At 55.0% G+C, this 21,666-nt stretch carries 15 protein-coding genes and 2 pseudogenes; 11 read left to right on the top strand and 6 right to left on the bottom strand.

The features are described 5' to 3' along the window. Positions 1 to 62: 62 nt before the first annotated feature. Entirely contained in the window at positions 63 to 2,009 is a 1,947-nt protein-coding gene (locus tag ABOK31_RS33875) for a ParB/RepB/Spo0J family partition protein (RefSeq protein WP_349962904.1), read from the bottom strand. 613 nt (positions 2,010 to 2,622) lie between these two features. Here ABOK31_RS33875 and ABOK31_RS33870 point away from each other — a divergent pair. Continuing rightward, complete coding sequence (locus tag ABOK31_RS33870; protein WP_349962902.1) at positions 2,623 to 2,841, top strand: hypothetical protein; 219 nt, start codon at positions 2,623 to 2,625, stop codon at positions 2,839 to 2,841. A gap of 80 nt (positions 2,842 to 2,921) precedes the next feature. Beyond that, positions 2,922 to 3,212: pseudogene (locus ABOK31_RS33865) on the top strand (SOS response-associated peptidase); the annotation flags it as partial. A gap of 19 nt (positions 3,213 to 3,231) precedes the next feature. On the opposite strand, the gene ABOK31_RS33860 reads toward ABOK31_RS33865, so the two are convergent. Continuing rightward, positions 3,232 to 3,591 (bottom strand): hypothetical protein, encoded by a 360-nt coding sequence (locus tag ABOK31_RS33860; RefSeq protein ID WP_349962900.1) that lies wholly within the window; start codon positions 3,589 to 3,591, stop codon positions 3,232 to 3,234. 224 nt (positions 3,592 to 3,815) lie between these two features. Here ABOK31_RS33860 and ABOK31_RS33855 point away from each other — a divergent pair, with 224 nt between their 5' ends. The 6 genes and pseudogenes from ABOK31_RS33855 (at position 3,816) to ABOK31_RS33830 (ending at position 10,912) form a co-directional block, all read left to right on the top strand. Then, a complete protein-coding gene (locus ABOK31_RS33855) occupies positions 3,816 to 4,082 on the top strand; it encodes a helix-turn-helix transcriptional regulator (RefSeq protein WP_349962898.1) in 267 nt (88 codons plus the stop codon). A 742-nt stretch (positions 4,083 to 4,824) separates the two neighbouring features. After that, complete coding sequence (locus ABOK31_RS33850; RefSeq protein ID WP_349962896.1) at positions 4,825 to 5,685, top strand: hypothetical protein; 861 nt, start codon at positions 4,825 to 4,827, stop codon at positions 5,683 to 5,685. A gap of 170 nt (positions 5,686 to 5,855) precedes the next feature. Then, positions 5,856 to 6,362, top strand: a complete 507-nt coding sequence (locus tag ABOK31_RS33845; RefSeq protein ID WP_349963121.1) for a DUF805 domain-containing protein — start codon at positions 5,856 to 5,858, stop codon at positions 6,360 to 6,362. Between the two features lie 420 nt (positions 6,363 to 6,782). Further along, positions 6,783 to 7,759 (top strand): annotated as a pseudogene (locus tag ABOK31_RS33840) (3'-5' exonuclease). Positions 7,760 to 8,561: 802 nt separating this feature from the next. Beyond that, positions 8,562 to 10,436, top strand: a complete 1,875-nt coding sequence (locus tag ABOK31_RS33835) for a methyl-accepting chemotaxis protein (protein ID WP_349962894.1) — start codon at positions 8,562 to 8,564, stop codon at positions 10,434 to 10,436. Beyond that, positions 10,436 to 10,912 carry a chemotaxis protein CheW gene (locus tag ABOK31_RS33830; protein WP_349962893.1) on the top strand — a complete coding sequence of 159 codons (477 nt, stop codon included), beginning with the start codon at positions 10,436 to 10,438 and terminating at the stop codon, positions 10,910 to 10,912. The genes ABOK31_RS33835 and ABOK31_RS33830 overlap by 1 nt, the downstream gene beginning before the upstream one ends. A 441-nt stretch (positions 10,913 to 11,353) precedes the next feature. Here ABOK31_RS33830 and ABOK31_RS33825 read toward each other — a convergent pair whose 3' ends face one another. The 3 genes from ABOK31_RS33825 to ABOK31_RS33815 all read right to left on the bottom strand — a co-directional run bounded on the left by ABOK31_RS33825 (position 11,354) and on the right by ABOK31_RS33815 (position 15,900). Beyond that, complete coding sequence (locus tag ABOK31_RS33825) at positions 11,354 to 12,331, bottom strand: helix-turn-helix transcriptional regulator (RefSeq protein WP_349962892.1); 978 nt, start codon at positions 12,329 to 12,331, stop codon at positions 11,354 to 11,356. A 598-nt stretch (positions 12,332 to 12,929) separates the two neighbouring features. After that, positions 12,930 to 13,754 (bottom strand): HD domain-containing phosphohydrolase, encoded by an 825-nt coding sequence (locus ABOK31_RS33820; RefSeq protein ID WP_349962890.1) that lies wholly within the window; start codon positions 13,752 to 13,754, stop codon positions 12,930 to 12,932. Positions 13,755 to 14,190: 436 nt separating this feature from the next. Next, positions 14,191 to 15,900 carry a diguanylate cyclase gene (locus ABOK31_RS33815; protein ID WP_349962888.1) on the bottom strand — a complete coding sequence of 570 codons (1,710 nt, stop codon included), beginning with the start codon at positions 15,898 to 15,900 and terminating at the stop codon, positions 14,191 to 14,193. A gap of 591 nt (positions 15,901 to 16,491) precedes the next feature. Here ABOK31_RS33815 and ABOK31_RS33810 point away from each other — a divergent pair. Genes ABOK31_RS33810 through ABOK31_RS33800 form a run of 3 tightly spaced genes read left to right on the top strand, consistent with a single transcriptional unit; the run spans position 16,492 to position 20,486 of the window. Next, positions 16,492 to 18,651, top strand: coding sequence for an ATP-binding protein (locus ABOK31_RS33810; RefSeq protein WP_349962887.1), 2,160 nt, complete (start codon positions 16,492 to 16,494; stop codon positions 18,649 to 18,651). A 46-nt stretch (positions 18,652 to 18,697) separates the two neighbouring features. Then, the gene (locus ABOK31_RS33805) at positions 18,698 to 19,168 is read left to right on the top strand and encodes a hypothetical protein (protein ID WP_349962886.1); all 471 of its coding nucleotides are present in this window, start codon (positions 18,698 to 18,700) and stop codon (positions 19,166 to 19,168) included. Continuing rightward, a complete protein-coding gene (locus ABOK31_RS33800) occupies positions 19,161 to 20,486 on the top strand; it encodes a hypothetical protein (protein ID WP_349962885.1) in 1,326 nt (441 codons plus the stop codon). Before ABOK31_RS33805 ends, ABOK31_RS33800 begins: the two co-directional genes overlap by 8 nt. On the opposite strand, the gene ABOK31_RS33795 is transcribed toward ABOK31_RS33800, so the two are convergent. Continuing rightward, positions 20,479 to 21,612 (bottom strand): adenylate/guanylate cyclase domain-containing protein, encoded by a 1,134-nt coding sequence (locus tag ABOK31_RS33795; RefSeq protein ID WP_349962883.1) that lies wholly within the window; start codon positions 21,610 to 21,612, stop codon positions 20,479 to 20,481. The two genes, ABOK31_RS33800 and ABOK31_RS33795, sit on opposite strands and share 8 nt — an antisense overlap. Positions 21,613 to 21,666 lie beyond the last annotated feature (54 nt).

Below are 21,666 nucleotides of genomic sequence, written 5' to 3'. Positions count from 1 at the left end.
GATTGCAAGGGAGGAACCGGCCGCGCTGGAGTGGCGCGACCGGCTGGCTGGCAACGATGGGACTATTCCGCTGCCATCGGGAAAGGCTGAGCATCGGCCTCGACTTCGCCGTTCGGATCGGCGGCGATCCGTATCGGCGCCGGGAGCCAGCCCGAACCCTTGATCCTCCGCTCCGCGATCAGGACAGCCTCGGTTTTCTTGGATGCCGAGGAGACAGCAAGGGCGGCTTCCGGTCCCCGCGCTTCAAGAACAGCCAGTTCGATTCCACGACGATTGACGTGGTTGAAATAGCTGTCGGCGGTCGTCTCGAACCAGTCGGTCATATCGACCTTGAGGGCGCGGCCAAGCTGGTTTGCCTGCTCGATACCGTTGCGGCGGTCGCTGAATTTGACCTCTACCGCGTTGACGGCATGCGCGGCTGCGTAAGCCAAGAGCGACAGAAGCTCCTCGCGGCTCTGCTCAAGGCACCAGTCGAACAGGTCGGCGGGATTGCCGGGGATTTTATGCCCGTAGTTCTCCTGCAGGCTCTCGAAGGCCACCGAGGCCGCGCAATCTTCCGGCTTCTTGATCCATTTGCCCGTGCGCTCATGGGTGAGCGAGACCTGCAGCGCACTCTGCTCGGACACATAGCCTCCATAGCTGATGCGCAACAGCATCGCGTGAACCACGGCGGCCAAAGCCACCTCGGGATTGTTCGCCAGTTCCACGCGTAAGGCGGCGGTTTTCTTCGCGGTCAGAACCTCGACCAAGGATTTGGGATGAATGAACTTTGGGATGCGTTTCGCAGCACTGATGGCGTCGGCACCGGCATCGACCGTGTCGCCGTCGGTTTCCCTGTCTTCCCTTGGCTCGCCGTTTTCGTGGTGTTGCGCTTCCGCAATTCGCTCCTCGGCCCTCACGATGCCAATCGCGGTTTCCGCTTTGCCGAAGTGATTGATGAACACCACCACGCCGCTGCGCGCCATGTCGTCGGGCCGATACATCTTCTTCTTTTCGGAGATTTCATCCAGACGCCTGTCGATGTCAGCGATACGCTGACCAGCGCTCTCGTCGGCGGCATCATTATCGATCAGTTCGGCCAGATCGTCGTGTTCATTGATGAGCGCGTCATATTCGGCCTGGTCCTCGACGGATAGCTCGACGTCTTCCGGGTAGATGCGCGGCCTGTCGAAAATCCAGTCCGGACGTTCGAATGCAGTCTCCACCCATTTCCAATCCTGCTCGCGATAGGGCGCTGCGACCTTTTCCAGCTTTTCCGAAACGAGCCTGTCGAGCAATGCAACGTCCAGCGCATAGCCACCGCCCTGCTCATCGAAGAGATCGCGGCGCACCGCACCGCCTGCCTGTTCGTAGGCGTCCAGTCCGCCGATCAGCATGACGCGCCTGTCGGTGCTGGCGGCCTCGCCGGTCACGAGGTTGGACTTGATCCGATGGGCGTTACGATCCCATTGGGCCAAATTTTCCCAAACCTGCTCCTGCCGTTCATGGTCGTCGGAAACCGTGAAGGCGGAAAGCTGCTCGAAGGTCATCTTTCCCTCGCGGTGTAGCTCAAGCAGCTTAGGCGATACCTTCGCCAGTGCCAGACGACGACGCACGATGATTTCCGTCACGCTGAAATGAGCGGCAATGTCGGAGATGGACTTGCCCTCTCCCGCCATGACCGAGAACGCCTCGAACTGGTCGACCGGGTGCATGTCCTCGCGAAAGACATTTTCCGACAGGCTGATTTCGGTCGCCTGCGAGCCATCGCGGACCTTGCATTCGACCGGATGGTTCTTCGCGATCTTGCCCTGCTCCACCAAAAGCAGCAGCGCCCGTCGGCGGCGTTCGCCAGCCGTCACGAAATAGCGCCCGCGCTTGTCGCCGGCCCGCACGACGAGGTTCTGCAGAACCCCTTCTGCATCAATGTTGGCGGCAAGCTCGGCCAGCTTCGCAGGATTGTATGTCTTGCGGACGTTCTTGGGGTCGGCGTCCAGCTTGTTCAGTTCAATGATGATAGTCGTCGTCATGGCTTCGATCTCCTGAGTTCGCGTTGCTTCGGGTTGTTCAGAACCCGCTGTGGGCGAAGCCTTCTTCCTTTGGTCCGAAGGACGTGCCCGCACGTCCTCGGGACGAAGGGAGGGGGCGTAAGCCCGCTCCCGGTAGGGCGCAGATCCGGTCATGGGTCGGACGGGGGAAAAATCGGAAGGTTCGGCGCGAAGCGATGAAAGCCTATTTTTTCGACGGCCGACAGCGCCCTCGGGCGCGCTTGCCCATTGGCCTGATCTGCGCCCTATCGTAAGAGCGGCAATGTCATGAAAGGGAAGCGCATCGGCCTCGAGGCGGATGCTCCCTGCAGATGTGAGCGCGTCCACGCGCTCCCGATTTTTCGCCCAGGCCTACCTGGGCGAGCTGCGCAAATGTGATCGTGACCGGATGGCCGAAATCCGCTTCGGGTTTGGAGGACCACGCCTGGTTAGGAATGCTCTCTGCCTCTCGATCAAAGGAAGCCCTCTTGACTCAATCCGAAACGAGAACATAATAAGAACAAATTGCCGGCGCGAACACCGGTCGCGCAATTCCACATCGACAGATCAGCAATTGAACCCCCATGATTTTAGGGTGCAGGAGACCTATTGCCTCATGACAGCCGTAGCCGCTCGAACAGATGAACCACAACTCGACCAGATCACGTCCGTGCTCGACCTGTTCGACGGCGACGCCCGCGCGACGATCGGCGCTCTGCTCGCGGAACTGCAGTTCGTGCGAGGACAGCTGGCACTCAGCGAGGCCGGAATGAGCGTCGGCTTTACCCGGGGCTGGGTTCCGAGTTTTGAGAGTGAAGGAGGAAGCGATGTTTGAATATTCAAGGGAGCTGCTGCGAAAGACGGTGTCTCACCGTCACCCACGATGAAGCACAGGCGCTTTATGATTTCGTCGGTCAGTGGACGTCCGTTCGCAAGGTCCAGAACGGGTTCACGACCGACGACCTGTACGGGTTTCTGACCACCGATCCAAACAATCTGGTCAAACCCATTCACGGCAAGGCCATGCCCGTCCTGCTGCTGACCAAGGAAGAGACCGAAGCCTGGATAACGGCGCCATGGGACGAGGCAAAGGATCTTGCACGGCCGCTCGCCGACGATGAGTTGGTCGTCGCATCCCGAGAGCCCTATGGATCGACCATCGTCACCAAGGAAGGTGAGTTGGTCAGTCCATCAGGTGTGCCGTAACAAGCGTCGTTTCAACAGCTCAATGAACGGACAACTGTTCGGACAAGAGCAGCTCATGCACCGCTGTATCCACGATCTCGTTCAGCCTGCGCCAACCGTAGAGGTCTCGTTCGCTCACCCGCTCCTGGATTGCGGCCAGCATCCAACCAGCCGCAGCTTCATTGTCGACGTTCTTGTGCATATTGAAACGGGTTAGACATGCTTCGATACGTGGGCGAGCCGAGCCGCGGTCGCGATCAATCGTCACGACGAGTGCGCGCGCCTCCTGATAGGCTTTTGCTATCTGCCGCTTACCTTGCGCTCCGCTCTCGACGATTTTTCTGACGGAATAGAGCAAGGCCATCAGCAAGTCGGCCGTTTCATCGGGCACCACCGTCATTACACCTCCTGCGGCCTCGCTCGCTTGGCGATCTCTCCGAGCAAGGAAATGCCGATCCGGTTCCGGACCCATCCTTCTCCGAGACATCGAACGATGGGAAATGCAGCGCGAGCGTTACCCTCATGTCTGCGGGACCAAACCTGCTACCTGCAGTTCGTTCAATATCGCCTTTCATCGTTTTATAATACGTGGTTTTATGGACTGTCAAATGTTGTGTTTCCGCCATGGATGCACGGCAGCGAGTGGCACTGAATCTGAGGCGAATACGAGTTTTGCGGGGGATCTCGCAGGACAACCTGGCGCTTGAGGCAAATGTTGAACGCGCCTATGTCGGCTATCTTGAGCGCGGCAATAAGAACCCGACGGTCACGACCCTCGAGAAGATCGCCGCAGCGCTGTCTTGCGATATTTCGGAGTTCTTCGCTCCGGTTGCCGATGATGTTGTGACGATGAAGCCACTGAAGAGCGGGCGGAAGTCCTCGGGCAGCTGATACTTATCTTGCGTCGGCTGCAGGCGTGACCGTACATGAATTTGATTGGTTCATATCCCAGGCGGGCCTGCCCAGCGCGCTTTGATAGCGCCTATGAACTGCTTGAGCGGGGTTTCGGCCGGAAGATTGGAGAGACATAATATTTTCGCTCGCCGGTGGAGAGCGAAGAGGTCGGTTGTGTTCATTTGCGTAGAGATTTTAGTCAACTTTGCATTTCATCGTGACCCTATCTAGAAGGGCAATATCGAAAATCCGTCAGCGGGCTCTCAGCAATTGAATGGATCAACCTCAAACGCAAATCTGGGTCAAAGCTTTGTGAAACTGAGCACCCAATTGAACGGGGCCAACATCAGAATTGGCATTCCCGCTTCCGACCAATGACAATCGAGGCCGATCGGCCGCAGTTCGACTACGGCTATGGATGATGAGACGTAGAGAAGCCGCATTTCACCGTCCGCCTATCAAGCGTGCTTCGCTTTATCCGATCGTTGCCAAAAAATTCTCCAATTAAGCGACGGATTTTCCGATCTTGTCCGTTTACTCGACCGAGATCTGACAACGGCCGAGATTGTGAGGCTCCCTAGGCGCCTGAAACGCATAATGTGCCTTTGAGGATATCAAGCGACGCTTCACGGTGCCCATTCATCGGCGCGTGTTTCATAGCTGTATGACATTTGCCTGTGAGGCCGGCCATAGGCATCGCCAGGTTCTAGTTGATCCGCAGCCTGATGGAGGATTGGCAATGCATTTTACGCGTCGACAATTTGTTGTTCTGGCTGGTGCTTTGTCTATTTCGCCGCTTCAACGTGTTCAGGCAGACGAGCACAACACGTTATTCTGGCACGCTGGCCGGGCAGATCAATCCTCGGCGATTTTTGGCTATGAGCGTATTAATGCAGCATTGGTGTCAGACATTGTTAGCGATGGCGATCGAATAGCTGATAGTGCGACTTCGATTTATACCGACTTCAATCAAAATTTGCCGTTGGCCCGCTACAAGGTAAATCTGAAAGACGTGCCCCCTGTTTTTCCGGAATTGCAACAGGCGGATGCAGATGACCTGCGGCGGATTATGACGGCGGGTGGAGGAGCTGCGGTTGAAAACCTTCCAGGATTCGTGGTGAGTCTATTCCTAATCGGGGAGGGGCAACACCCCGCAGGGCCAACCGCTGGTGGAGTAATCATAGATCATGTGCGCTCCAGCGGTAAACAACCATCTCCGTTAATCAGTGACGCAGAATTTGAATCGATCTGGTCCCCGCCCGATACTCCTGCCGCGAGGTCTGTGGGCGCCCGCCAGATCAGCTATCTGCTTCAAAAGCGTCGGCAAGTTGGACCCATAGGCCTCTATCTCGAAACACTTTATGCTCAGCGACGTTCGTCCGAGATTATGCAGTTGATAGCAGAAATCGACAGGGAGGGAGTGATCAGTCCAACGGTGTCGCTGGGTGGTCCTCAATTCAAAGCTCTACTTCTCGAGCAGATCCTGAAAATCCGCTCAGCGAAGAACTTTATCTTCCTGCCATTAGGTGTCTTGCTGGGTGATGATGGCATCTTGCAGCGAATGAGAGGAAACGGCTTTCAAATAAATTCTCTGGCGTGATGTCACCTATGCTTCCGAAAATTCCGGCATTGGCCGTGTCTCATCAAACCGGCTTCTTATCGCCTTAGGAACTTCGTGACGGAGCTCAGGAAAGGACATCATATTTGCTCTCCTTCATCGGCCGACATTGCATAGCCCGACAACTTCAAGGAGATAGGCTCTTGGAACCAGTGACAGCCGTAAGCACTTGCTTTCGAAAATATTGTGATTTCTCAGGACGGGCGTCTCGCGCCGAATTCTGGTGGTTCGTGTTCTTTGTGGCCTTCGTCAGCTCTCTCGTAGCGTCCTGGGGAGCAGGCGTCTTCGGAACAGATCCACAGACCGGAGACGCGCGCAGTCAAATCATCAGTTCTCTGTTCCAACTGGCAACTTTCCTTCCGCTGGTCGCGGCTGCCTCGCGACGCATGCATGATAGCGGGCGCCGAGGACGGTATATCCTGCTTCCAATGATGGTATACCTCATCTTCATCCTCATATCGCTTTTGGGAATCAATGATTTGGGCAACTTGATATCGCCCCCTGGCGAACCGATCATGGCAACAGGCCTAATTGTATCTATCAAAAGAGCTGGGGTTACCGCTTTCATTACCATATATCTTGTGTCGCTGGTCCTCATGTTGTGGTGGATGACGCGTCGTTCCGAACAGCACGACAATCGCTATGGCCCAATCGCTTAAGAAGCAGCCAAATTTCGGCAGACAACAAACGAGCAATGCTCCACCTACGCGCCGACTTATCGACCACAGAAGAAGGCTCTCTTCGGCCTGCCGTGTGGCGCAGCACATGGCCAAACAATATTTCCGCGCTCCATAGGGGACGCTACGGGAAATAAACGAACAGGCTGTCGTCGAAGCTCAATCTTCTTTCCTCCGCCAGCAACGACGGGTGGCGTTGGTGTCGGCGACCGGGGGCAATCATCCACTATCCGAATAGATAAGCGTTGAACACGGACCTTAGTCTGATGACGAGTGACCTTATTTCACTGCGCGGCTTGTGAGGCGTAATACCGGTGGGTGTCAGCTCGCGGCCACGACCGGGAGCTTCTCATGCAGTGACGAGGGCTTTAGATTCATGCAATCCTTTCGATCGAACGAACCATGACGTCTCAGTTGGACATGTTTTCGGACAATGCGCGCGCCGCCGTCAAATCGCCAGCGTCAAGCCTGCGTCTTCGACAGGTCGGTTCTACTCCCGACGAAGCCGAGATGGTGCGGATCCTGCAAGCAACCGGACGCTATCAGATTCTGAAAAAACTCGAAGCTCTTCCTGTTGCCGCTATTCCAAGACCTGGCTATCCCCTGCAGGGCGTCATCCTCGATACCGAGACCACCGGGCTCGATGCGAGAAAGGACGAGATCATCGAAATCGGCCTGATCGGCTTCACGTTCAATGAAGCGGGCGAGATCGGAGATGTAACCGGCATCTACGGCGGGCTGCAGCAACCGAGCATCCCGATCCAGGCCGATGTCACCCGGCTGACCGGCATCACCAATGCCATGGTCCTCGGCAAGATGATCGACATGCCGGCGGTTCGTGCGCTCATCGAGCCCGCCGATCTCATCATTGTCCACAATGCCGGCTTTGATCGGCCCTTTTGCGAGGCGTTCTCTTCGATCTTTGCCCGCAAGGCCTGGGCTTGTTCCAATTCCGAGATCGATTGGAGCGCCGGGGTATATGAGGGAACCAAGCTCGGCTATCTTATCAACCAGAGTGGTTATTTTCACGTCGGGCATCGCGCTGTCGATGATTGTTTCGCGCTGCTAGAGGTATTGTCTCGCTCCCGAGACGGCATCAACAATCGCCTTTTGCTGAGCTTTACCAGGCAAGCCAGCGCTCACGCGCGCGCATCTTTGCGGAGAACTCGCCCTTCGACCTGAAGGACCGCTTGAAGGAAAGAAGTTATCGCTGGTCCGACGGCAGTGATGGTCGACCGAAATCGTGGTGGATCGAAATCGCCGAAGAGGCCATGGAAGATGAGCTCCGCTTCCTGCGAGCCGAGATCTATCGCTGGGAAGATGCCGACCCGCCGATCCAGCGCCTGACGGCCTTTGAACGTTTCAGAGCTCGGAAGTAGCGTAAGGACGGTCTCAGTGTTTATTTGTGTCGCGATTTCACCCAGTTTTGCATTTCGCCAAGACCCTCTAACGATATCGATATAGCAAATTCGTCAATGGGTTCACGAAGACTGAATGGATCAACGTCAAGTGAAAATACAGGTCAGAACGTCGTGAAACTCGACATGTTTGCTCGCAGTTTCCCCACATGGTTCAATCGCCACATTGATTTGGGGAGAATTGAGCGATGATGGGATGTCAGGCAGCTCCGGCCTATCTCTTCTACAGTTACCGCATTGGTGATCATGTCCCCGCTGCACGGGATCGACTGCCATATTGAACTTGAGAGAGTTCGAGCCCAGTTGAAGCCGCAGTTCTATGCTCTCCTGTTTCAACCATTCTATCCAGATCGAGTCGCAGTATCCGTTTAACGCACCATCATGCCCAATCCTATCCTTGTTCTTAGGACTTTGTTGAGGAACAATAGTCTTGATGACAAGCACCAAGTGATCGCGGCTCTGGAGAAATGTCTTTGGTGATGACGATCTGGCAAGAGGATCGGTTTCCGGTTCGCGTTCACGGGATGATCCCGTTCTAGTTTCCAATGACAGCCGCTTTGCTCGCCAAAAGCGATTAAACGCAACCGCGCCACGCGGCTGCGCGAGCCTTCGGCTGTCCCCAAGAATATCATTCGCCTGAAGTGGCCGGAGAGGCTGCCTTCAAATACAACTATGGAGTAGTCTATTGTTTTTCCTAGGAAGTCTCAAAGTCGGAGCAAAACTCGGGCTGTCATGTGGTATCGGAATTGTGCTGATCGCCGGCATGATTGCAACTCAACAGATGGCCAGCAGCGCGATCGTTGCGGCAAATGCGGCCGTATCGCGCGAACAGACAATTTTTAACGGCATTCAAACGGCCGCCGTATCTCTTGCCGAGATGCGGGCAGCCGCTCGCGGTGTCGATAGCGCGGGATCCACACAAGAGATTGAAAGCGCGGTGAACCAAGCCCGCAAGAGTAGCCAGCAGGCATGGGATGGCCTAGAACAGCCCATTAATATCGCACTGAAACCTGACGTTCTAAACGATATCCGCACGAGCTTGCGGGAGTATGAAAGCCAGATCGTGAAACGCGCTTCCGCCTTAAGCTCAGAAGTAGCGAAGGCTGGTTCGGCACCAGACCATGTTGATGTCGAAAAGGCACTGGCCGTGGTGCCGGCCGCGGAAATTCAACAGACGATGGAACGTGCGCGGAATGCGACCGACGTCTCCATCAAGAACGCTCGCCATTTCACGGAAGAGGCACGAACGGCGCTGGCAGCTTCTGTTTCACGCGCAGATTCCATGACATTGGTGATCGGCGGAAGCGTTGTCTTGGTCCTCCTTATATCGGCTGTCGGCCTCATGCTGGGGATCGCCAGGCCTATCAAGGCAATGACCGATGTCATGCGTCGCCTTGCTGCCGGCGACCTCGATGCCGCGATCGCCTACACAGGCCGTCGGGACGAAATCGGCGCGATGGCGGAAACCGTCGAGATATTCCGACAGAATGCGCTTGCCAATGCACGCCTTGAGGACGAGGCCGTCACGTCTCGCGGCCACCAGGAAGCCGAGCGTGCCGAGATCCAGCGTCGCACGGAACGCGAAGCGGAACAACTGCGCTTCGCATCTCACAATCTTGCATCCGGTCTCAAGCGGCTGGCCGCCGGCGATTTGAGCTTCCAGATCAACGAAGCTTTCGCACCGGATTTCGAACCACTACGCCAGGATTTCAACCAGTCCATCCGCCAACTCGGCGCAGCACTTTCGACAATCGCCGAAAGCGTCCACGCGATGGACAATGGCACCCGCGAGATTTCGGCTGGCGCGCAGGATCTCTCCAGACGGACTGAACAACAGGCAGCGTCGCTCGAAGAAACCGCCGCTGCGCTCGATGAGATTGTCGCCAATGTCGGATCATCTGCGAAACTGACGGAAGAAGCACGCACGGTCGCGACCCAGGCCAATCAGAGTGCGCAGAAATCCGCGGAGGTGGTCTCGCATGCAGAAGAGGCGATGAGGCGGATCGAGGAGAGCTCGCAACAGATTTCCAACATTATCGGCGTGATCGACGAGATTGCCTTTCAGACCAATCTTCTGGCGCTCAACGCCGGCGTCGAAGCGGCGCGAGCCGGCGAAGCCGGCAAGGGTTTTGCGGTCGTCGCCCAGGAGGTCCGTGAGCTTGCGCAACGCTCCGCGCAGGCAGCCAAGGAGATCAAGGGCCTCATTCAGACCTCGACAACAGAGGTGGAAAGCGGCGTGCGCCTGGTGCGCGATACCGGCGAGGCCTTGAACGTGATCGGCGGCTTCATCGGGCAGATCAACAATCACATGAACGCCATCGCGGTCTCAGCAAAGGAACAGTCCACGGGTCTCGCGGAAATCAACACAGCGGTCAACTCGATGGATCAAACGACCCAGCAGAACGCGGCAATGGTGGAGCAGTCGACGGCCGCCGCATCCAGCCTCGCCCAGGAGGCGGTGAAATTGGGTGATCTCATCGCTGGCTTCCAGCTTGAAGGCGCCTCCGGTCCGCGTGTTGTCCGCGAAACGGCCAAACCGGTCGCCTCGCCTGCAAGAGCACTGGGTAGCAGGCTGGCTCAAGCCTTCGGCGGCAGGACCGCGGCGGCAGTTGCAACCAAGGAATGGGAGGATTTCTGATGGAGGCGATACCTTCGGCCCACGGTCAGACAACCATGCTGGAAATCATTGCCTTTCATCTGGGCGATCAGCAGTTCTGCATCAAGACGACGTCGATACGGGAAATTCGGGGATGGGCAGCGGCAACGCCGCTGCCCCACGCTCCGGCGCATGTGCTTGGCGTGATGAACCTTCGCGGTTCCGTCATTCCTGTCATCGATCTTACCAAAAAGCTGGGCATGGGCAGTTCGGCCCATACCAGCCGCAGCGCGATCGTCGTTGCCGAGGTTGGAACGAACATTATCGGCCTAGTCGTTGATCGCGTATCGGATATCCTGTCGATCGATGATCGGCGCGTTCAGCCGGTACCAGACTTCGGCACTTCGTTCGATCCCAGCTTTTCCTACGGATTTATCCCTCTCGATCAAAGCATGGTCTGCTTCCTGAACCTCGATCACATGTTTTCCAATCTGAATATCGACCTGGCCGCCGCGTAGCCTCCCGCGGTTCAACGCGTAAGTCTTCGCCTACGAACCGGCCGGTAGACGGCCATATCCCAATGAGATCATCCATGACACAGTGCCCTCATTTGCCCTCACTCATCTCGACGCCAACGGACGCGGCAATACCGCGAGCTGTCTCTTGCACATCCGACAACCATGATGGGCAACAGATGTTGCTACATATCCGCAGCAAACTCGTCGACGCCACCAATTATCTTGAGGCGCTTTGTGCCCGATTGCTGTCACAAAGTGAGGGCGGCACCGCAATTAGATGCGTCACGACACTGATTGAAGCACCCGAACAGCCGGTTCGCGGATAGTAGGCAGAAACAGGAGCCTCCTGCCTCGACAGGGGTGCGATCAACGATACAGGATGCGTCCGTGGTAGAACGCATCGATTGAGCGCACCGCCTGCAGCCGCATCGGCACGCCGGCCTATCGCCTGCATTCGCGCTTCAAGTCCGATGAAGGCGACACTCCGAAAGCCTCCTTGTACTGGACAGAAAAGCGGCCAAGATGAGTAAAACCCCAACGGCCCGCAATGTCTGCGATCGTCGCTTGGGGTGGCGCATTTCTGATATCGCTTCGCGCACCTTCGAGCCGCAATCGCCGAAGATATGCCATCGGCGTCTCGTTGTAAAAACGGCGGAAATTGATCTGCAAGGCGCGAACGCTCACGTCAGCGGCTGCCGCCATATCGGCGATCGTTATTGGGGCCGCGACGTTCGTTCGGGCAAATTCGATCGCCCTTCTGACCTGTTTCGGCGCAATCGCACTCCCGGATGATTGTCGGTGAGAAAGGGAGTGGGACAGGTTCTGCACCATGAGCAGGGACAATGTCTCCTGGAAACTGGCAATAGCGATAGGGGATGCCCTGACATTGTGGTTCGCGCAGATTTCGTCCCTAAAAAATCGCATCAGCGTGACAATCTGCATCCCGGCGCCGGACGACGTTAGCTGCATTGGCGAAAATTCGAAGTCAACCGGCACAAAGCACTCGAATGTGTTGGTCAGCGCAGTCATCACCGATTTTCGGCTGATAACGAAGCCCTCGCCGATCGACTGCTCTCCGATTTCCATTCGCGAGTATCGATCCGCCGTCGTCAGCACTCCGCAATCCGGAGTGACGACATGGCGAATATTGCCGGTCGCCAGCTGGCAGTAGGATGCATGTTCGAAAAAGAACATGAAATCGTCAAGCTCGACGTCGACGGCGAAATCCCGCCTTGTGTCGCTTGATCCGTTCCACCCCACGAAACCGTCGACGCCATGCATGCTGAACGCAAACAGATCGCGTGACTCCCGACTGAGAGGCCTATGACTGTCTTTCTTCTTATTTGTGGACATCCATGATGCAATTTCCTCGATCGTTAATGGCGCTCTTTCAAGTTTTGCGGTGAAAATTTCAGTCAATTCAAATCTCTTATCTGGCTATGTGCTTTTTCTTGCTCGCTCAAATTCGCGACATTCCATTAGCAGCACTCACGTGACATCAATTACTAGATCGCGCCCCTTTTAGTCGCACGACCCCCTTCTTCGGTGCGCCTCTCAGGAAGTGTGGTGCCGTAATTCCAAATCACTTTGGGGCAGATCCTGCGATCAATGAGCCCCCCGATCCGGGCAATGCCGTCTCCGACGGCATGAAGCCCTCAATCAAAGTGTCATCGGACGCCCCCTTTTATGCGCCCGCCCTGCCCGCGCTTGTTTGTTGGAGACGTCCGGCCCTGCTGACATAGGGGGATTCGTCAGCAAGCTCGATAGAGCCTTTACTTTACTCGCTCAGGCTCCTCGCTTAACTTCACTTGAGCCCAAACCGCTAACGCAAGTGCCTAACCTCTTGGAAGAGAATTTGCACGCGTTCAATTGTCCAAGCACCGCTGAGCTTGCTTCAAGCATATGGTTGTTGGTTTTCACGCGGAACTGAGCCGGTTTTAAAGTAAGCCCCTCGGGCTGGACCACGAGATCCGAAACGGTGTCATCGGACGGCGCGATGCGCATTTGCTGCGCTGACCTATTCGGACGCGCAATCCGCGGTCAGGAGATTCACGAATGAGGCCAGAAGCTCAGGATCAAAGTGACCTCTTGATCCAAGCATTGCGCCGATCGCTTCTGAACGAGACCACGCACGCTTATATGGTCGTGCCGCGGTGAGCGCAGCATACACGTCGCAGATCGCTGCGATCAGGGCAACGTGGGGGATGTCTTTTCCGGCAAGCTCGTGCGGATAACCGGTTCCATCGTATCTCTCATGATGATGGAGACAAATATCCAACACTGCTTTCGGGGCGCCTTCGATCTGCACAATCATTTGATGGCCCAGTTCAGGATGCGTCCTGATCACGATAAGTTCCGCGACCGAAAATTCGCTGGGTTTTTGGAGTAAGCGAACTGGCAGGACCATTTTTCCGACATCGTGTAGCAGTCCACCCAAACCGAGCAGCCGTACAGTCTCCTCGCTCAGCCCGAGATTTCTGCCGAACGCAATCATCAAGGCGCTGACGACAAGCGAATGATGACCAGTATCCTCGCCCATGTCTTCCAGATGTGTTGTGTTGATCAACGTTCGGGTGCTTGTCTCTGACATGAGCCGCTCAACGATCCGGCGTGCAGCTTCAATGCACACAACGCGATCACGCAGTATCGAGGCAAACAGGCTGCGGATCGTTGGTTGCAATTCTGCGACCACTTGTTGGGCAAACTTGATCTGCACTGCCGTGAGCGGCATATCGAGAACACCGACATATGCCGGCGACACCTGCCCGTTTTGCAGGATATCCGGTTCGACGCTAAACCCCTTCCGCGAGGCCATGAGCATACTCAATTTATGACGCAGCATCGCAACCTCCATTTCGGCACGCCAGGCGAAAAGCCGCCTGCCGCTTCAGAAGGCGCACAGACAGCGTTGCCCGGTCGCCGCGCGTTCTACCTTTAGCGACGAATAACAGGCATATTTTTCGACCTTTCTTGCGGCAGGCGCCAGAATTGCTTTCGTAAGGCAAATCAAAATAGAAGTAATATAGCACGCACGAACTGCGCTGCCGATAGATAATTTTACGAATATTTATTCTTAAGCAAATTATCATTTTCGTAATTGCAACGAAAATTCCAAGATATATTGCGCAATACTTTCATTCTAAAATTCAATGCAATTATGCATTGAATTTCTTGGAAAGTAGCGGTTAGAATGCTGAGGAGCTTTCATGCAGCATCCGTGGCCGACAACACATAGCGCAAAAGCCGCTGGCCATCGCGATCGGATACCGGCAAGAATGCTAAGGCTTTCCAACGACCCTATTGCGCCCATCGCCCTTGGCCCTATAGAGGGCACCATCCGCCCTGCCAAGAAACATTCCGCAGTTGGCATCTTCTGCTCTCATGGACGCCACTCCGACGCTCACCGTTACGATCCGGTTTGGACTATCCTTATGCTCGATCGTAAGCTTCAGGACGCTCGTCCTTATCGATTCGCCAAGTTCTATCGCTTCCGCATGGCTGGCATTCGGTAGGAGCACGGCAAATTCTTCGCCGCCATAGCGCGCGACGACGTCGCCCGAGCGCGCCTGTGCTCTGATGGCGCCTCCAATCTTTCTCAAGCATTCATCGCCTGCAGGGTGACCATAGCCATCGTTGAATGATTTAAACCAATCTACGTCGACCATGAGCAGAGCCAGGTTGTGTTCACCCTGCGACGCGAGGTCAAATTCCCGTGTAAAGGCGGCGTCAAACATCCGCCGGTTGGAAAGGCCGGTAAGACCGTCTTGGTCCGCCAAGGCCTGCAGCCGACGATTGGCATCATGAAGTTGCTCTTCGATCACTTTGCGGACGGAAATATCCCGCAACGTTCCGATCAGGCCAGATGGCATGCTGGAATGAGGATCCTTGAGTGCTTTCAGCTGCGCTTCAACCCAAATCCAGTATCCCTCACGATGACGGAAGCGACAGCTCAATAAATTGCGCTCGGCCCGTCCTTCGAGGAGTTGCCGAAAGGCCAGTTCCAGATGATCGACCTCTTCGGAATGAAGAAACGCCATCGGCTGCGCACCGATCAAGTCTTCCGGTTCGCGCCCGAAGATTTCCCGACACGCGGGAGAGACATATCGATATATGAGATCTCGATCTAGCTGGAAAACCATGTCGGTTCCATGATCGGCGAGCAGCCGATAGCGAGCTTCGCTTTCCTTGAGCCTCTGTTCGCCAACGATTCGATCATGAATGTCCTTGCCGACCGAATGAATGGCTGTCACGTACCCATCCAAATCCCTCAAGGCCTTGTTGGTCCACACCATCCACCGAACGCGGCCATCGGGCAGCAGCACCTGATTTTGATTTTCGACGCTGTAGTCCACGTTACATACTTGGCGCAGATGTTCCTCTACCTCGGCGCGCTCACTAGCGGGAATGAAATCGAACAGACTTTTCCCAACCATGTCATTGGGTTCACGCCCATAGTGATGTGCGTAAGCATGATTTACAAACCGCAGCTCGCCCTCGGGGCTCGCCAGCGATACCAGCTCCGTCTGGTATTCCACGAGATCCCTGTAACGCTCCTCGCTGAGAGCCAACTGACGCTTCGCGGCCTTGAGCGCGGTCACATCCGTAATAACCGCCAGCGACACCCCGCCTGCTTCGCCAGGCATTCTATCCAACACAGCCGACAGCAAAACATCGATGATTTGTCCGTCCTTGCAGACCATTTGATATTCAATGTTGTCGCTGCGCCCGGACAGAAAAAAGGCCGGCAGGACCTCCCTCACAGCGTATGCGCGCGATTCAGCGGTTAGAAACTCGGACGAGCGTTTGCCAATGACTTCTTCCCGACTATAACCGAGCTTGCTAAGCCACGCGTCACTCACCGAGATCAGGAAACCGTCCTTGTTGATCGAATGCAGCATCGCGGGGGTGACTTGGGTCCGATGATCGAGCTCGGTCCTGATGTCTTCAAGATGCCAAGCTCTTGTAACGACAGTGGTATTTCTCGACACTTATACTCCGATCAACATTGCCCTCGTCCGAGTTGGTTGCCTGCGGACTGTCAGCGGAAACGTCACATGCTACCGTTCTCACATTATTTTAAAATTAATGATTGAGGCACCGACTTTGAGACTCAACACTCCCCGTATCTGTTACCTTGACCACACATCCACTCGACCCGACCTATGGTAGCGGTGGTTCGTCAACAGATCGGAGGCCGGTAAGTCCAGTGCTTGAAGATCAACGTGGATCCAGCTGGCGCAATCATTCTGCTCTTGATAGGATTCGAACCAATGGCCTATTGTAAAAAAGCCCATGCGTCTGAAACTCCTCAATGTCTGGCATCGAATTCGATGGAATGACGGATTTGGAGCCGAGAGCAGTAGTGCTGCTATGAAATAAAAAGATGCATTTAAGCACGGAATGGTTAAGTGTCGAACGACAGCTATATTCCCGCAATCGAAGTATATTCGTGGAGTGTGCATACGACGATTTACAAGAGCGCAAAACTTCGGGCGAAATTCAAATCTAATTTTACCATTTCCACTTGAAATGGCGCAAGGCTCCAATATCATCTCGGGGATTGAGGAAGAGATGGCGAGATGCTTGAAAACAATATTATCGAGACCTTGTCTGAAAGTCGGCTCTCAGCCTTGGCACAGTTTGCTTCAAACATTGGCGCTGACGTCGCATTGCTTCTGCTGACCGATGATTTCGGCGCCAAGACCAAGCTCTCAGTTGCCTATGCGATCGGGTTAGACGAAGAAGAGCTGCGGGGAATATCATTCGACTTCCCATACGAGGCGCTCGCTAAGGTTCCGGTCGACTATTTCCATGAGATCGGAATAAGGCTGGCTGACAAGGCCCAGGGCGCGCTGGTAGACGCAAGATGGAACGTGCTGGCTTATACGCAACCAGTCACCGGGCGAGCAGAGACATTTGTCGGGATCGTCTTTCACGCAGGCCAGTCCAAAGCCCCTTCCCAACTCGCCGTAGCGGCCAATCTGCTGTGTCAGCAACTTGAGGTTGGGCGATTCATCCGGGTGATAGAGGCCACACGAACCGCACAACAGATCGCTCAGACACAACAGCTTGAAGAAGCGGAGCTCTTGAACGGGATAGCGACCACCGTCGGGACACAAATCAACTGCGAGCGTTTTGTCATTTGCGAACGAGACGCAACCAATCAGTGGCAAGATATAGACGCTCAAGGCAGAATTATCGAATTTAGCCAACCCGGCGAGTTCGTGGCAGCTGAACTCGTCAAGGTCATCGAGCCAGACTATGGAAAGAAAGGCGGCGCGTTATTCGTTCCCATCCATCGCCCTTCGATCAAGCTAAAATCGCAAAGCTTTATCAATGCGGCAGACTTTGTCGATGGATTTAAGCAAGATCAATACACTCAGAAGGCCATCGTCTTCTACGGACGGAAGCAATCACGATACCTCCAGGGTACGTTCAGTGAAGCTGATAGGCGGCTATGCAACCGTGTCTTCTTTTCAGTGCAGTCCGCTCTCGCCGCCGCTGAGTACCAAAGCAAGACAAACTGGACGATAAAGGTGTTGTTGCAAGCCGGCGACAGCGTGTTCCCCTTTTTCAAGCAATTGCGAGAGATCATTAGCGGCTTCGATCGTGGATTTTCCTCGGTAGGCGTGCTACGCGTTTTGAGCGAACGCGACGAAGTATTCGCGCGGGCGGATCCCGAGTATGACGTATCGATTCTCCCGGCAGACTATATCGCGCGCATTCAAAAGAGTTACCTCGGAGCTCTCTATGAAAAACATGGCGGCGAAGCACCGGACGGGGTTTTCATCGGGGTAGACAGCGCAGAGGGTTATTTCAGGCTCGAATTTCATTTCTCAAGCCATCTGAATGAGACCAGGATTTTCGTGGTCAGGTGCGACAACGAGCACGTATCGGTCGGGGCGTTGCGCGGCCTTATTCACTTTTTCACCGAATTGCATGTAAGGCACAAGCGAAGCGCGTTTCTGCTAGAGCGCGCCGCATACATAACCCAAGTTCGCCACGTGCTGGTTCATCATGTTTCGGCGGCGCTCAAGGCGCTGTCGAGCATACAGTCGACTTGGCGCGCATCGGCACGCGACGAAAAGCTCTGGGCGGAAGTACGCAAGGATCCTGACTTTCCGCGCTTCGTTGATCTAGGCGTGATCAACATGGCTCGCGCCAGCAAGTTCATGGAGGCGGGAAGATTTATTATCGATGACATCAACGCGAAATCCCTGAACCGAAAGGGAATAAACATCATCAGCATCGTTGAGGATACGTTCAAGGTTCTAAACTATGAGCGCGAGCAGCGCAGGTTAACCGTCCGCGCCAAGGTCCGGGGCGCCCAACCATCGATCATGAACGGTGACGAAGAGCTCTTACGGATCGCCATGATGAATCTCGTCGATAACGCAATCAAGTACAGCGCGATCGGCCGGGAAGTTACGTGGGAGATTGATTTCAAGGAGTATAGTTACACCTTCCGCATTACAAGCCACGGCAATCCAATCCGCGTACGAGACAAGGACATACTCATTAAGACAAGATTCAGAGCCAGGCAGCTCGATCACCTGAACCAACGTCATGGAACTGGTTGGGGTCTTCCAGTTACCAACAAGATACTTCAGGCGCACTCTCCGACATGCAAGCTCGATTTCGAAACGGTTATCGACCCGCTGGAACCAATCAACTCAAGAAATACATTCTTTTTTCAGATGCCATACAGGACAGGTACGGTGGCCCAAAATGCCGAATGATGGTCTCTCCAGCGGTCTTTCGATCCTTCACTTTGAGGATCAGTACATGGATATGGCACCTCTCGTCCATGATTTGTACCTAGCTCTCCGTGAACATATTGCGGCCTTGCCGGGAGGGCATATCTTGCGCAAATCGCTCGACGAGGAAGATCAGATGCGAGTATATACGCTTGCACTTGATAGTGCCGATCTTCCACCTGTGCGCTACGTACTCACCTCGATCGACAAAATGAACGCAGTGCTTTCCAAGCTCTTATACAGCCGCCGAGTCTTTGTACTCGATGCTTGGCGTGAGGAACCTGCCGCGAACAAGTTGGTCAGCAATATCGAAGAGACTTACCGATCAATCCAGGGCCTGTACGAGCGCATCGACGACGTCATCATTTACTCGGCGTATCCCGGCAACGCCAGTCGCATCAAGGCCGGCGCTATCCCGAGGGAACTCACTAAGTCGTCACCCGAAGACTTGGCTGCGTACCTCCTGAGCAAGGTTCTCGAATATTACGCCAATGTTTAGATCTGTCTCATCTGCTTATCCGAGCGCGGAAACAGCCACGATCGTCGATTGGCGCAGGTTTCTGCAACTTGAAGCGTCAAGCAAATTGGTTCGGCAGCTATACCTGCGCGATCCGATCAAGGATGTAAGTTTCGGTTTCAACGCTGTCGCTGTGTTTGGCTTTCACAAGACGCCGAAGGGCAGCAAGTGCCTGTATTTCTGGCACAAGGATTTCAAAGCGATATCTCATCGAAACGGCAATGATTTTGGTAAGTTACGTGATTATCTTGAATTTGGGCTGAGCCTCGCCGGCGCAGCCGAGAAGGATCCTTCCTGGGCAACGGTCACGCAATTGCATGGCAAGGATTGGAGTCAGACGCTTCGATCTGACGATGACGACGTCAGGCTGGTCTTCGAGTTGCATTGGAAAACGTTCGGCGAGCTATCCTTCGTATGCCTGTATACGCATCCACGAGAGGACAAGCGCGGCGTCAGGGTCTCTCCGGTTACCGATGTCGCGAGGAACGATTGCTTGAGTTTCCATTATGATTATTTCCACTACAGGAGTCCGATCTGGACCGCCGTTCCCATTACCTACATCTTCGATCGGATCGGATCGTCCATTGGTTCTCTTTGTGCCATGCATTTGGAGCCCAAGTCCTTTTGGCCCCTGGAGAAACAAGATCTGTTTTTGTGGCCTTGGCAGCGTTGCATAAGATTTTCAAACCAGGAGCTATCGTTTAGTGAGCTGCGGACGTGCTCACTGGTTTTCGATCTAAGGAAATCAACGCTCGCGATGCAGTCCGTCCGGGATATCGGAAAATACTCACCCTTCATTGAGAGCATTGTTGACAACGCTCGGGATGCGATCTTCGCAAATGGCGGCTTCTTCGACAAGGAAACGGGAGACGGCGTGGTTGGCCACTTCGTCGATTTCGGTCCGCTCGATGTCGAGCCTGCGGAAAAAAGAGCGTTCGATGCTGCCGTCCAGATGGTTCGAGGGGCGAGTGAGATCTGTGAGGCGTTTCAAAGCGAACTAGATGATTGGATCAACAATTTGGGGGGCGCAGTCGGTTTGCATTCCGGCAGCGCCGTATGGACTGCTGCACGCAACAATGTTCAGGCGATCGGTGAAAGTGTTGTGACAGCCGCCAGGCTATGTGCGGAGGCAGACGTCAGATCGGTGTTCGTGTCAAACGGATTTTTTCAGCACCTGTCCAAACAGATACGCCCAGAGATCGTCGCGAAGTTTGCAAGAAAGAGTTATCTCGGCAAGGAAAACGGCGCCAAACCCCAAAAATCGGGTTTCGCACTCGATGTGTCTGAGATGATTAAGTAGCGACCGCTGCCCTGTCGAGAGACGAGCGCACACCATAGGTAAACGAGTGCTTGTCCGCAATTTGCCTTGCGGAATTGTCAAAATTCGAGCGTAGGTCGTCTGGCAGCGCCTCAAAAAGCGCATCACTTATTCTTACCCGTCCAAGAGGAAGCCCATCGGTTGCCGTGCGGGCTTGTTCGTAGCGGCTGGCGGTGTTGACGGTTTCTCCAATCAGGGTAAATGCGACACGATTGGCTCCGCCAAAATCTCCTACCGTCACCTTGCCGATATGCATGCCTATCCGGACGTCAAGCGGCAGTCCGCGTTCCTTGATCAATCCCCCGAGGGTCGAGCCAGCTTCAAGCGCGGCGGTGACGGCTCGCGGGACAAAGCGCTTCAATCTGACATCGTCGGGAACTCGCCAGAAGCACATAAGTCCATCGCCCATGTATTTGTCGACCTGACCGCCAGCGCTGGCAACGATTGCTGTTTGCACATCCATTATTTCGCGAACGATACCACCGACCTCGGCCGGGCCAAGGTCTGCGGCGTAAGACGAAAACCCTGCTATGTCACTGAACCACACGATGGCTTGGCAAACCTCCGGATCGATCCGGGAGAAACCCTGATCCGTGATCGCCGCCCACGCGGCGCTAAAGGCTTCTGCGCACACGAAATGCTGCATGACATCACGCATCACCGAGGAAGACGAGTTAAGATCAGCACGCTGCCCTTGAGCCTGGTCAAGTTTGCCTGCCAATACAGCAAGCAACGTATCTTTCCAAACTAGGCGTTGGGCCTGGTCCATTTCCTCAAGCAGCGAAGCGTCTATGCGCAACGCGGTCAGCTCCCCGAGCGCCACCATATCCGCACCGCGCAGTCGTAGCTTTGGCGCAACTCTTACGAAAGCAACCTCGCCAACGATCTCGCCGACGCTCCGTACGGCGATCAGACCGCGGTCTTCAACCCGGACCTGCCCCTTCAATATAAGCCACATTTCATCGGCTTCATCACCCTTGCGGCAGAGTAGCTGGCCGTCTCTCAGGTTCAAAACCCGCCTCGCAGCATTGAGAAAAAATGCTTCGAGACTCGTCGGGCTCGGACAGAACTCCGCCAAGAATTGGGATATGGCTTGATGGGCATTCATGGGCCAACTCCTCAGTTTTGAGACGAAAGACTATCACAAACTCTGCGCGCAACA

The sequence above is a fragment of the Rhizobium sp. ZPR4 genome (assembly GCF_040215725.1).
Classification (GTDB): domain Bacteria; phylum Pseudomonadota; class Alphaproteobacteria; order Rhizobiales; family Rhizobiaceae; genus Rhizobium; species Rhizobium rhizogenes_D.
The sequence above is the reverse complement of the archived record's forward strand: the minus strand, read 5'-3'. Positions and strand labels throughout refer to the sequence as shown.